The sequence below is a fragment of the Pseudoalteromonas sp. NSLLW24 genome, assembly GCF_015864725.1.
GTDB lineage: Bacteria > Pseudomonadota > Gammaproteobacteria > Enterobacterales > Alteromonadaceae > Pseudoalteromonas > Pseudoalteromonas arctica.
Genome location: NZ_JADYWQ010000024.1, coordinates 15,234 through 28,100 on the forward strand (window position 1 = coordinate 15,234; position 12,867 = coordinate 28,100).

Consider the following 12,867-nt stretch of genomic DNA (forward strand, 5'->3'; position numbering starts at 1 on the left):
ACGAGCTTTTTGTCGTATTGCATGATGTTCCTAAAGTAAGTACATTTTATACTTACTCAAAGGGAACTTTATGAAAATAAAAATATTACTACTCACTTTATCTATCGCTTCTTGTTCTACTTTTGCTAACGATGTTAGTTTTTCGATTGGGGGTGGCTATCCTTATTTAGTTATTCCTGAAGTGTCTTTGTCGGCTAACGACGACACACAACGCTGGTATGCAAACTATAAACTAGGCCTTGATGATGGTTTTTCAGCCGGTTTTGAACAAGCAGTTAGCGATAATAAAAAACATGCTTTTGGCGCGCTTGTAGGTGCAATTGGCGCAAGAGATACAGACCAAGAGTGTGAAAGTTCAACTAATGATGTAGCAACTGACTTTGCTAATACGCTAGGTTGTGTAATTGGCGGAATTTTTGATGAAGAAACAACAAACGGCATAGGGCTTACGTACAGCTATAACTTTAATGGATTGAACAGCGCTGGTTTTAGATTAGAGCTAGATGTGGGCTATGGTAAAGCAAGCGACAGCAACGAAAAAAGAGCCGATGGCGGTATTAGCGTAAGTTACGAATTTTAACTACGTAGAATTTGTATTAGTTGGTATTAAAAAAGGCGCATAAAGCGCCTTTTTTAATGAGCCGCTTTTAGTGGCGGTTAATTTTAAAGTCGAGCTGTACCTGAGAAATAGCGCTAACAGGTTTACCATTTTCAAACTTTGGCGCGTAACGCCATTGCTCAAGCGCTGCTTTGGCTGACTTTTCAAATGCGCTGCCGCCTTCAGAGCTAAGTACTTTTGGGTTTTTTACAAAGCCTGCGGCGTCTACCTCAAACTCCATAACAACGCTACCATCGGTACTAAATCTAGCTTTGTGTACTGGGTATTTAGGATTAACACGATAGAGTGGTGTTTGCTCTTGCGATTCTTTCCATGGCACCATTTGAGCGATAGCGAGGCAATGTTTAGTTGCTTCTTCGCTTTTGCCTTGTTTTTCGTACAGACCTACAAGTTTAGAGTGAGCGGTTAGCTCAGCACTGTGATCGTATTTTAAGTTATCGTTAAACGCGGTAACTATGTTGTTTAAGCGCTCAATTGCCTGATTATACTTTTTACTACCTTCGGCAAATGCGGCTATTAAAAAATTAGCTTTAATTTGCTCTACCGAGCTACTAGGCAGATTTTCACGGTAGTATTCGTCGGCTTCTTCTAGGTAGTTTTTCGCTTCGCGATATTTTTTAGAGCTAAACTTTTTAGCAAGCAGTGATGCTGCTTCTAGTTTCATGTCGGCTACAAATTTAGGCTTATTTTGTGTTTTAGCTATATCTATTACTTGTTCTAAAAAGTTAGCTGCTTTGTAAGCTGATGTTGTGTAGTTAGCTTGGCCGAGTAGTGCATCAATTGTTTCTATTGATAGTTTACCGTGGTTTGCAGCTAAAATAGTATGGGCTTCGTTATAGAGTGCAAAACGCTCTTCGTTTAGCTCATCGCCGTAGCCTTTTATTGCTTTAGCGTAATTAATAGCTAAGTTGGCAGTATTGTCGTCGCTTTTACCGTAAACGGCTTTACCTGATGTGTAAGCAAGTTTGGCAGTTTGTTGTACGTTTTCGTCTGCTTTAACTGCTGCTAAATAGCTTTGGTATGCTTGGCTAAATACCGTTTGAGGATCGCTTGCTTGGCTGGCAAGTGCTGTAGTACTTAAAGTTGTTGCGCTTAAAGCAGATAAACTTAAGCCTATAAATAAAGCGAGTTGCTGACGTTTCATAATAATCCCTATCGTTGTTTAAAATATAAAATACCAAACGCGCCTGTAAGTGTCACTGATTAAGGTAAATCAACGTAAATAACATTGGCTGTTATTTGTATTAATTTATTGCTAACAATCATTGAAAATAACGCCTGTCGTCGCCATATATTTGCCATAAACAGTCTTGTACTACGGTGTATTTATCCTATTTTGTGATATTATCACTTTATTGTCGTGTCGTAGTTATTTAAATATTTGGATTTGTCGTGGCGCAAGTAAGAGCAAGAGTCCAGCTTAATGTTGGCAGAAATAGTGATATCCCTGCAGAAATAATCTCATTTACTGATTTAAAAGATGGTAAAGAACATATTGCTATGGTGTTTAACAACGCTGATACAGAGCAAGATGTACCGCTTATTCGTATGCATTCAGAGTGTTTAACAGGCGATGTATTTTACTCATCGCGTTGTGATTGCGGCGAGCAGCTAAATGAGTGTATTGAAATGATGCACGAGCAAGGCGGTATTTTATTGTATTTACGCCAAGAAGGCCGTGGCATTGGTTTATACAACAAAATTGATGCTTACGTACTGCAATCGCAAGGTATGAACACCTACGAAGCTAATAATCATTTAGGCTTTGCTGATGATTTACGTGATTTTTCGGATGCGGTATTAATGCTTAATGCGCTTAATTTAAGCCACGTTAAATTAATGACCAATAATCCTAAAAAGCTTAACGCATTAAAAGATGCCGGTATTAATGTTGACTCGGTTGTGGGCACGCATGCGCACATTAAAGCGGGTGTTGCGGGTAATAAATCGTACCTAGAAACAAAAATTAAGCATGGCGCGCATATGTTAGATATTAAGAAAATTAAAAAACCTTAATCATTTAATTACGTTTCGTCTATTAATACCCCCTCACGCCAAGTTATACTTGGCGTGTTTCGTTTTAAATTAAGAGCAAGTATGTCTACACAATTACGAATTTTTAAAGCCGATGCAGGGCTAAAGTGGTTAAAAGCCGGATGGCTTATTTTTAAAACCCAGCCAGCAACCTTTATTTTTATGCATTTATTTATTGGTATTGTAGGGCTGCTGTCTTTATTTTTACCGCTGCTGCAAGTAGTAGCAGCACTAGCTACGCCATTTTTAACCGCAGGGTTTTACCAAGCGGTGCTTAGTAAGCAGCAGGGCGGAAAAATTATGCTAGCCGATATTCTCAAGCCATTTACGGCTAAGGGAAATCGTTTAGGGTTATTGCGTTTAGCACTTTATCAAATGGGTGCGGGCATTTTAATGGCGTTACTTGCTAATGGCTTATTTGCCGATGCAGTGGCTGTTATGAGCCAACCAGGACTAGATCCAAACGTAGCACTTGAACAAATGCTTGAGAGTATTTCGGGCGCGAATGTCATTTTGTTTTTTATGGCAATGCTAATTTATTTAACGGCGTTTGCTTACGCTGTACCGCTTGTTTATTTTAGTAAAGAAACACGTATTTTAACGGCGCTTAAAAAATCGTTAATGGTGTTTTATCATAACATTTTGCCACTTGGCGTTTTTGGCCTTATTTGCGCATTATTTATGGCGCTTTCGATGTTCTTATCGTTCTTACCACTGTTGATTTTAATGCCGATTTGCTACATTAGCTTTTTTGTATCTTATCAAGCCATTTTTATGCCTGTTGTACCACCAAGTGACGACATTAATGTTAAGCCACTTAGCAGTGAAACAAGCGGGCGTTTTGACGCTTAATGGATGATAAATTAAAGCAAAAACTAAAAAACTATGTACTTTGGTTACTAGGGCGCCAAGAATATTCGCGTCGTGAGTTAACGCTAAAATTACAGCAAAAAGAAGCCACAGAAGAGTTTATTGAAACGCTGCTTGATTGGTGCGAAAAGCATAATTTTATTAACGAGCAGCGATACTGTGAAGGCTTTGTAAGAAAACACATATTTAAATGCCACGGGCTTAAGCGAATACAAAGCGAAGCTATGGGCAAAGGGATTGATCGTTCGCTACTTGAATTGGTAGTTGAAGAGCTTGAAGTAGATTGGTTTGAGCTTGCGCAGGATGCGTACAATAAAAAATATTCAAATACACCGCCAGATCTCGATTACAAAGATAAAGCTAAGCGCGTGCGCTACTTAATGTATCGGGGTTTTAGCTACGATGAAATTAATTTTGCAATGCAAGCACAGTAAATACAGGTGAGACTTTCAAATGCAGCACATGACTACCGCACAAATTAGGCAACAGTTTTTAGACTTTTTTGCCAGCAAGCAACATCAAATAGTACCTTCTAGCTCGCTTATACCGGGTAACGATGCCACGTTGTTATTTAACAATGCCGGCATGGTGCAATTTAAAGATGTATTTTTAGGCGCAGAAAGCCGCCCTTATACACGTGCGACAAGCTCGCAGCGCTGTGTACGTGCTGGCGGTAAGCATAACGATTTAGAAAACGTAGGCTACACTGCTCGCCACCATACATTTTTTGAAATGTTAGGTAACTTCAGCTTTGGTGATTACTTTAAGCAAGACGCGATTAAATTTGCATGGGAGTTTTTAACTGAGGTAGTAAGCCTACCTAAAGAAAAACTTTTAGTAACTATTTATCACGATGATGAAGAAGCGTTTGGTTACTGGGCTAACGAAATTGGCTTACCTGAGGATCGTATTATTCGTATTGCGACCTCAGACAACTTTTGGTCTATGGGCGATACTGGCCCGTGTGGTCCGTGTTCTGAAATATTTTATGATCACGGCGAGCATATTTGGGGCGGGCCTCCGGGCTCTCCTGAGGAAGACGGCGACCGTTTCATCGAAATTTGGAACCTTGTATTTATGCAATACAACCGTCAAAGCGACGGTACAATGTTGCCTCTACCTAAGCAATCTGTTGATACGGGAATGGGCCTTGAGCGTATTTCTGCTATTTTGCAGGGCGTGCATTCAAACTACGAAATCGATTTATTTCAAGGCTTAATTGCTGCTGCTGCAAGTGTTACTAATGCACAAGACATGGACGACAAGTCACTACGCGTAGTGGCGGATCATATTCGTTCGTGTGCGTTTTTAATCTCAGACGGTGTTATGCCATCTAACGAAGGCCGTGGTTATGTACTGCGCCGTATTATTCGTCGTGCTGTGCGCCACGGTAACAAGTTAGGTGCACAAGGTTCGTTTTTCTATAAATTAGTTGCTGCGCTAATTGAGCAAATGGGTCAAGCGTACCCTGAGCTTGCTAAGCAACAAGAAATTATTGAAAAAGTATTACGCATTGAAGAAGAACAGTTTGGTAAAACACTTGAGCGTGGCTTAGCTATTTTAGAAGAAAGCTTAAGCGACCTTAAAGGCGATATTATACCGGGCGACTTAGTATTTAAACTTTACGATACGTACGGTTTCCCAGCTGATTTAACGGCCGATGTTGCGCGTGAGCGCCAGATGACAATTGATCATCAAGGCTTTGAAGAGTGTATGGCTGTACAACGTAAAACAGCGCAGCAAGCAGGTAAATTTGGTGCAGATTACAATGACCAATTAAAATCAGATAAACACACTGACTTTAAAGGTTACGACAGCACACATTACAGCGCGACCGTTATTGAAATTTTTGCCGGTGGCGAAGCTGTTCAGTTATTAGAAGATGGTCAACAAGGTATTGTAGTACTAGACCGCACACCGTTTTACGCTGAATCAGGCGGTCAAACGGGTGACACGGGTACTATTACAGTTGCTGGTGGCGAATTTAATGTTACTAATACCACTAAGCTTGGTAATGCTTTTGCTCACCACGGTACTGTACAAGGCCGTATTGGTGTTAATGACAAAGTTGACGCAACTATTGATGATACGCGCCGCGACAGCATTAAGAAAAACCACACAGCTACGCATATTTTACACGAAGCACTACGCCAATTATTAGGTGACCATGTAGGCCAAAAAGGCTCGCTTGTTCAGCCAGATCGTTTACGTTTTGACTTTTCGCATTTTGAAGCAGTTACTAAAGATGAGCTACGTGAAATTGAGCGTGTAGTTAATGACGAAATTCGTCGTAACTTTGCACTTAATACTGAGCTTATGGCTATTGATGATGCTAAAGCGAAAGGTGCTATGGCATTGTTTGGCGAAAAGTACGATGACGAAGTACGTGTAGTTACTATTGGCGACTACTCTATTGAGCTTTGTGGTGGTACTCACGTTGAGCGCGCTGGCGATATTGGTTTATTCAAAATTGTATCTGAAAGCGGTATTGCCGCAGGTGTTCGCCGAATTGAAGCGGTAACCGGTGCAGAGGCTGTAGCGTACGTTAGCGAGCAAGAGCAACAACTTAGCGATGTTGCAGCTTTAGTTAAAGGCGATAGCGCATCGGTACTTGAAAAAGTAACTGCGTTGCTTGAAAAATCTAAAGGCCTTGAAAAGCAAATTGCACAGCTTAGCGATAAGCTAGCAAGTGCAGCGGGCGCGTCTTTACTTGATTCGATTGTTGAAATTAATGGCGTTAAGCTACTTGTAGCAAACGTTGAAGGTACTGAATCTAAAGCGCTTCGCGGTATGGTTGATGACCTTAAAAACAAGATTGGCTCAGGTGTTATTGCACTGGGTGTTGCCAGTGGCGACAAAGTAAGCCTAATTGCCGGTGTAACGAAAGACTTAACAGGCAAAGTAAAAGCCGGTGAGTTAGTTAACCATATGGCAGGTCAAGTAGGTGGTAAAGGTGGCGGTCGTCCAGATATGGCACAAGCTGGTGGTAGTGAGCCACAAAATCTTGCTGCTGCACTAGATAGCGTTACAGCTTGGTTAACTGAGCGTACTTAAGCCTAAGTGGCACTTATTGTTCAAAAATTCGGTGGCACTTCGGTCGGCTCAATAGAGCGAATTGAAGCAGTCGCCGACCTTGTTGTTAAAACCAGACAACAAGGACATCAAGTGGTTGTGGTTCTCTCTGCTATGTCGGGAGAAACCAACCGCTTAATTAACCTCGCCAAACAAATTGATACTCGCCCGAGTAGCCGTGAACTAGATGTACTTATTAGCACCGGAGAGCAGGTTTCTGTATCACTGCTTGCTATGGCTATTATCAAACGTGGTCATTCAGCTGTAAGCTTATTAGCCGATCAAGTCAATATTCTAACCGACAACATGTTTGGTAAAGCCCGTATTGAAGACGTTGCCGCTACACGTTTAAAGCATGAGCTTGAGCATAACCGTATTGCTATTATTGCTGGCTTTCAGGGGCGTGACGTTGAGGGCAATATTACAACGCTTGGACGCGGCGGCACCGATACATCGGCTGTAGAAATAGCAGCGGCTATAAAAGCCGACGAATGCCAGATCTATACAGACGTTGACGGCGTATATACTACAGATCCTCGTGTTGAACCTAACGCGCGCAGAATGAGCCAAGTTACTTTTGCCGAAATGCTGGAGCTGGCAAGTTTAGGCGCGAAAGTTTTGCATATTCGCTCGGTAGAAGCTGCAGGTAGACACAATGTGCCACTTAGGGTGCTTTCTAGTTTTAATCCTGATGAAGGCACATTAATAAGTTTTGAGGAGAACGATATGCCAAGCAAGGTGGTATCGGGGATTGCGTTTAATCGTGACGAATGTTTAATTAAAGTAGATGGTGTGCCAAGCGGTACGCAATATCTTTCAAAAATATTGAAACTTTTTGCTGATAATGGCATCGAAATAGATATGATTAATCAAGTTAATCATATCTTTGAAAAAATAGACTATGCTTTTACTGTGCACTCGAATGATTATCTGCAAGCACTTGAATTATTGAGCGAAGATCAAGCTCAACTCAGTGCTCAAAATATAAGCGGATTACCAACAGTCGCTAAAGTTTCTGCTGTTGGAATGGGTATGAAATCGCATTCTGGTGTAGCAAGTTTATTTTTTGATGCATTAGCGCAGGAAAATATTAATGTGGTTTTAGTCTCGACTTCTGAGATCAAAATTTCAGTTTTAATAGATGAAAAGTACCTAGAGTTGGCAGTTCGTGCATTACACAAAGCATTTTTAACAGAAAATGGATAGATTGAGAGTTTTTACTTACTTTTCAGTCTAATTTTCATTAGTATGTTTAAGCGGAATCTTATAATTTTTATTGGAACATGGGAGCAAGAGAATGCTAATACTAACTCGTAGAGTAGGTGAAACCCTAATGATTGGTGACGAAGTAACAGTTACTGTTCTAGGTGTTAAAGGAAATCAAGTTCGAATCGGTGTTAATGCACCGAAAGACGTATCAGTGCATCGTGAAGAGATTTACATGCGCATACAAGCTGAAAAGTCGAACCCTAATCCGGGCAATGCTTAATCAACACGTATACGTAGTTGAGTAATTAACTCAACTAGTCAAAAAGCCACTCACTGAGTGGCTTTTTTGTTTATAAAAGCGAGTGTTTCTGGGGTTAGTATTTGTTTTGAAATGTATTGCATGCCGCTTTTATTTTTAATAATAATACCTTGCTGAGTATCTATTACTTCGCTTATGTCTTGCCAAGTTAGCTGAAAGCTTTTGTAATGATTAGCCGATTTAATGCCTTCTTCATCAAAGGTAAGTGTTACCTCAGAGCCTGACGCTCTGCTGAGCATTTGTCTGGTTACCCACCAAGGTCTGCGATAGTAAAAAGCGACGCACTCTAGTACACCTAGCATGATCATAAACGATCCTAAGTAATGATCGTTTAAAACATAAATGCCAAATAAACCAAGCGCAACGAGGAGTACAAGTAAAAAGTACTTAGGTTTGGCGCGCTTACTGTAGGGGAGTGACTCATCAAAGCACTCGTAAAAGTAAGGTTTATCTAGTGTGTAGGTTGTTGTAAATGCCATATTGCCTTGCTTTAAATATCGTTTTTTTTATTTTAACAAGCTAACCGCTAAATGAGCAGCTTTATAGTCAGTGATTTTATTACAGGCACAAAAAAACGGCCCTAAGGCCGTTTTTTAGCGATACAAGAAGAATTAACAGTTAGTTTCTTCAGCGTTTACGCCTTCTTTAACATTTTCACATGCATCTTCTACTTTGTTTTGCACGTCAGTTACTGCTTCGTCAATACGTTCGCCTGCGTCTTCTGCGTGATTGTCTTCACAACCCATGATGAAGAAACTTGCGAATAGACCGATTAGTGCTGCTTTTACAGTTGTTGAATTCATAATGTAATTCCTTGTAAGTATTAATTAAATTTTAGTGTTTGTTACTTGAATGCTTTATCTACCTGGGTGATTTACCACGTAGTGCACCTGAAACTAATGAGATCACTAAAAGTACTAAAAATATAAAAAATATAATTTTTGCTATACCAGCTGCGGCACCTGCGATGCCACCAAAACCTAACACTGCAGCGATTAAAGCAATAACTAAAAATGTAATTGTCCAGCGTAACATTGTTTTCTCCTTGGTTATCAAATTTGCTCACAATAACTAATGCCAGTTATATGCCAAATTTTATTTTTGTTTTATATCAGATAGTTATGGTTTTTAACTGTGTTTTTAGTTATTAGTTAGTTAGTAATTTTTACGCTTTGTTATGTAAGTTATTCACACTGTTACAAGTTACCGGTAAATATTCACTAAAAATAATGTTTTTGGTAAGACCAATTAACAATTGATGTGTGTTTTTGTACTTATTATAAAATTTGGCGGTTATTTTTATTAAGTTGAATAGTTAATTAACAACTTCCATATAACTATTAGCTATAGTCGTTATTTTCTGTATGTATTGTAGGGCGCATGATTGCTGGGTTATGGCATGTAAATTTGTTGAGTGTTATGTTGTTTATAGTTTAATTGGTTTTACCAATTTACAAGATGTAGACAAAGCGACTAGTTTTGTTATTATCCAGTGAATAAATATTTAATTAAATCGATTTTTTATTTTCGATATGGGTTTCAAGGGGGAGAAAAATGGATATAGGTGCTCTACTCACAACGGCTGGTAGCTTAATGCTAACTGGTATGGTTGGGGTGTTTGTATTTCTGTCGATATTAATTGGTGCAGTAACGCTTATGTCTAATTTGGTGACGCGCTATAGCGAACCAGAGGCATCACCAGCTAAATCACCGTCTTTTAAATCTCAAGGTGTGCCTAATGAGCACATCGCTGCTATTAGTGCTGCCATTGCTCAGTACAAATCAAATAATAAATAAGGGGCACACACATGGCTAAATTAAAATTAACAGAATTGGTATTACGCGATGCGCACCAATCATTGCTCGCAACACGTATGCGCCTAGACGATATGCTACCTATTGCTAGCAAGCTAGATGATGCAGGTTATTGGTCTATTGAATCGTGGGGCGGTGCTACATTTGATTCGTGTATTCGTTATTTAGGCGAAGATCCTTGGGAGCGTATTCGTGCGCTTAAAAAAGCGATGCCTAATACTAAACAGCAAATGCTATTACGCGGTCAAAACCTATTAGGCTACCGCCATTACGCTGATGACGTAGTTGAAAAGTTTGTAGAACGCGCACATAAAAATGGCGTTGACGTATTTCGTATTTTCGATGCAATGAACGATGTACGTAACCTAGAAACAGCGATTAAAGCGGCTATAAAAGTAGGCGCACATGCTCAAGGTACTATTTCGTACACAGTAAGTCCTGTTCATACGCTTGATATGTGGCTGACTCTTGCTAAGCAATTAGAAGATTTAGGCTGTCACTCAATTTGTATTAAAGACATGGCGGGTTTATTAAAGCCGTACGATGCTGAAAAACTAATTAAAGCACTTAAAGAAACCGTATCGGTTCCTATTGCTATGCAGTGCCACGCTACAACAGGTTTAAGTACTGCGACTTATCAAAAAGCGATTGATGCGGGCATTGATATGCTTGATACCGCTATTTCATCTATGAGTATGACTTACGGACACACAGCAACTGAAACTATTGTATCCATAGTTGAAGGAACTGAGCGCGATACCGACCTTGATTTAAACCACCTAGAAGAAATTGCTGCTTACTTTAGAGATGTACGTAAAAAATATGCGGCATTTGAAGGTAGCTTAAAAGGGGTTGATGGTCGTATTTTACTAGCTCAAGTACCTGGTGGCATGCTTACAAACATGGAAAACCAACTTAAAGAGCAAGGCGCGGCAGATAAGCTTAATGAAGTTTTGCTTGAGATCCCACGCGTACGTGAAGATCTTGGTTTTTTACCTTTAGTAACACCCACGTCGCAAATTGTAGGTACTCAAGCAGTACTTAACGTGCTAACCGGTGAGCGTTATAAAACAATTACTAAAGAAACTGCTGGCGTATTAAAAGGTGAATATGGCTTAACACCAGCACCAATGAATAAAGAGCTACAAGAGCTTGTGCTTGATGGAGCAGAGGTTATTACTTGTCGCCCTGCAGATAACATTGCACCAGAGCTTGCAACGCTTGAAGCTGAATTATTAAAAGAAGCGCAAGAGCAAGGTTTAACACTTGCTGATGAGCAAATTGATGACGTACTAACTTATGCATTGTTTCCGCAGGTTGGTTTGAAATTTATTAAAAATCGTAATAACCCTGATGCATTTGAGCCTATTCCTACCGTTGAAGATAAGAGCAATAAGGCAGCACCAAAATCGGGATCAAATAATAACAGCGTTAAAGCTGAGCAATACAGCGTAAAAGTAGATGGTAAAGTTTACGACGTAGTAGTGGCGCAAGGTGGTGAGCTAAAAGAAGTAACATTAAAAGACTCTGAGCACATTCCTCAGTCTGCTTCAGTTGCATCAGGTGAAACACTTAACGCACCTTTAGCCGGTAATATTTTTAAGATTAAGGTAAAAGCTGGGCAAGTTGTTAACGAAGGCGATGTAGTGATTATTATGGAAGCCATGAAAATGGAAACTGAAATACGCGCTACGCATACCGGAACAATTGCTGAAGTGTTAGTTGGTGAAGGCGATGCTGTAACTACCGGCGACGCTATGATTGCATTAGCTTAGGAGTAAATAGAGGATGGAAGGTATTTTAAACCTCTGGAATGCTACTGGCATTGCTAACTTTACAATCCCATCGTTAATTATGATTGCGGTAGGGTGTTTATTACTGTTTTTAGCGATAGCTAAAGGCTTTGAACCACTATTATTGCTACCGATTGGTTTTGGTGCGATTTTAACAAATGTACCTGTGGCAGGTTTGTCAGACCCAGGTGGGCTTTTGTACTACGTTTATTATGTGGGTATTGATACGGGGATTTTTCCGTTATTGATATTTATGGGAGTAGGGGCGCTAACCGATTTTAGTGCGCTTATTGCTAATCCACGTATGTTGCTATTAGGTGCGGCTGCACAGTTTGGTATTTTTGCGACTCTGTTTGGTGCGATATTATTAAACTATGTGCCAGGCTTTGAGTTTACTTTACAGGATGCATCGGCTATTGCGATTATAGGTGGAGCAGATGGACCGACTGCAATATTTTTAGCGTCAAAACTGGCACCTGATTTACTTGGTGCAATAGCGGTAGCCGCATACTCATACATGGCACTTGTGCCAATTATTCAGCCGCCAATTATGCGTGCGTTAACAACCCCAGAAGAACGTAAAATTAAGATGCCAGAGCTTCGCAAAGTATCTAAAAAGGAAAAGATTATTTTCCCTCTTATGGTGCTTAGTTTAACGGCTATGTTTTTACCGGCTGCTATACCGCTTGTAGGTATGTTTTGTTTAGGTAACTTAATGCGAGAGTCGGGTGTTGTTGATAGATTAAGTAACAGTGCTCAAAACGAAATCATCAATGTTACAACTATATTTTTAGGTTTAGCTGTAGGTTCAAAGCTTGCTGCAGATAAGTTTTTAACTGTTGAGACGATTGGTATTTTAGTGCTTGGCGCACTGGCTTTTGCAATTGGTACGGCATCTGGCGTATTTATGGCAAAAGGACTTAATCGCATATCTAAAACACCTATAAACCCATTAATTGGAGCGGCAGGTGTATCGGCTGTGCCAATGGCGGCACGAGTAGTTAATAAAGTTGGCCTTGAAAGTAACCCACATAACTTTTTACTTATGCATGCTATGGGACCCAACGTAGCGGGTGTACTTGGTAGTGCAGTTGCTGCGGGTATTTTATTAGCACTTGTTGGCTAATAATTAACGT

14 protein-coding genes are annotated in these 12,867 nt (G+C 40.1%); 10 read left to right on the top strand and 4 right to left on the bottom strand.

The window, feature by feature from the left end:
- The first annotated feature begins 70 nt into the window (after window positions 1–70).
- A complete protein-coding gene (locus tag I6E72_RS18205) occupies window positions 71–580 on the top strand; it encodes a hypothetical protein (RefSeq protein ID WP_007583799.1) in 510 nt (169 codons plus the stop codon).
- 67 nt (window positions 581–647) lie between these two features.
- On the opposite strand, the gene I6E72_RS18210 is transcribed toward I6E72_RS18205, so the two are convergent.
- Window positions 648–1,763 carry an energy transducer TonB gene (locus I6E72_RS18210; protein WP_197113613.1) on the bottom strand — a complete coding sequence of 372 codons (1,116 nt, stop codon included), beginning with the start codon at window positions 1,761–1,763 and terminating at the stop codon, window positions 648–650.
- A gap of 248 nt (window positions 1,764–2,011) precedes the next feature.
- Here I6E72_RS18210 and I6E72_RS18215 point away from each other — a divergent pair, with 248 nt between their 5' ends.
- The 6 genes from I6E72_RS18215 to csrA all read left to right on the top strand — a co-directional run bounded on the left by I6E72_RS18215 (window position 2,012) and on the right by csrA (window position 8,084).
- Window positions 2,012–2,635: a GTP cyclohydrolase II gene (locus tag I6E72_RS18215; RefSeq protein ID WP_007583803.1), complete on the top strand. Its 624-nt coding sequence runs from the start codon at window positions 2,012–2,014 to the stop codon at window positions 2,633–2,635.
- A gap of 81 nt (window positions 2,636–2,716) precedes the next feature.
- Window positions 2,717–3,505 carry a BPSS1780 family membrane protein gene (locus I6E72_RS18220; protein WP_007378958.1) on the top strand — a complete coding sequence of 263 codons (789 nt, stop codon included), beginning with the start codon at window positions 2,717–2,719 and terminating at the stop codon, window positions 3,503–3,505.
- Window positions 3,505–3,957, top strand: a complete 453-nt coding sequence (locus tag I6E72_RS18225; RefSeq protein WP_121954069.1) for a regulatory protein RecX — start codon at window positions 3,505–3,507, stop codon at window positions 3,955–3,957. Before I6E72_RS18220 ends, I6E72_RS18225 begins: the two co-directional genes overlap by 1 nt.
- A gap of 19 nt (window positions 3,958–3,976) precedes the next feature.
- A complete protein-coding gene (alaS, locus tag I6E72_RS18230) occupies window positions 3,977–6,577 on the top strand; it encodes an alanine--tRNA ligase (protein ID WP_024594513.1) in 2,601 nt (866 codons plus the stop codon).
- A 6-nt stretch (window positions 6,578–6,583) separates the two neighbouring features.
- On the top strand, window positions 6,584–7,801 hold the full coding sequence (locus I6E72_RS18235) for an aspartate kinase (protein WP_101217461.1): 1,218 nt from the start codon (window positions 6,584–6,586) through the stop codon (window positions 7,799–7,801).
- A 91-nt stretch (window positions 7,802–7,892) separates the two neighbouring features.
- Window positions 7,893–8,084 (top strand): carbon storage regulator CsrA, encoded by a 192-nt coding sequence (gene csrA, locus I6E72_RS18240; RefSeq protein ID WP_004587515.1) that lies wholly within the window; start codon window positions 7,893–7,895, stop codon window positions 8,082–8,084.
- A gap of 50 nt (window positions 8,085–8,134) precedes the next feature.
- Here csrA and I6E72_RS18245 read toward each other — a convergent pair whose 3' ends face one another.
- The 3 genes from I6E72_RS18245 to I6E72_RS18255 form a co-directional block, all read right to left on the bottom strand.
- The gene (locus I6E72_RS18245) at window positions 8,135–8,602 is read right to left on the bottom strand and encodes a YcxB family protein (protein WP_007583811.1); all 468 of its coding nucleotides are present in this window, start codon (window positions 8,600–8,602) and stop codon (window positions 8,135–8,137) included.
- Between the two features lie 132 nt (window positions 8,603–8,734).
- Entirely contained in the window at window positions 8,735–8,926 is a 192-nt protein-coding gene (locus I6E72_RS18250; protein ID WP_007378921.1) for a hypothetical protein, read from the bottom strand.
- Between the two features lie 58 nt (window positions 8,927–8,984).
- On the bottom strand, window positions 8,985–9,158 hold the full coding sequence (locus I6E72_RS18255; protein ID WP_002961939.1) for a DUF1328 domain-containing protein: 174 nt from the start codon (window positions 9,156–9,158) through the stop codon (window positions 8,985–8,987).
- Window positions 9,159–9,677: 519 nt separating this feature from the next.
- Between I6E72_RS18255 and I6E72_RS18260 the strand changes: the two genes are divergently transcribed.
- The 3 genes from I6E72_RS18260 to I6E72_RS18270 are packed head-to-tail and all read left to right on the top strand — an operon-like array spanning window position 9,678 to window position 12,857.
- Window positions 9,678–9,920: an OadG family protein gene (locus I6E72_RS18260; protein WP_007583814.1), complete on the top strand. Its 243-nt coding sequence runs from the start codon at window positions 9,678–9,680 to the stop codon at window positions 9,918–9,920.
- 11 nt (window positions 9,921–9,931) lie between these two features.
- Window positions 9,932–11,713 (top strand): sodium-extruding oxaloacetate decarboxylase subunit alpha, encoded by a 1,782-nt coding sequence (gene oadA, locus I6E72_RS18265; RefSeq protein WP_197113616.1) that lies wholly within the window; start codon window positions 9,932–9,934, stop codon window positions 11,711–11,713.
- A gap of 13 nt (window positions 11,714–11,726) precedes the next feature.
- The gene (locus tag I6E72_RS18270; RefSeq protein WP_002961942.1) at window positions 11,727–12,857 is read left to right on the top strand and encodes a sodium ion-translocating decarboxylase subunit beta; all 1,131 of its coding nucleotides are present in this window, start codon (window positions 11,727–11,729) and stop codon (window positions 12,855–12,857) included.
- Window positions 12,858–12,867 lie beyond the last annotated feature (10 nt).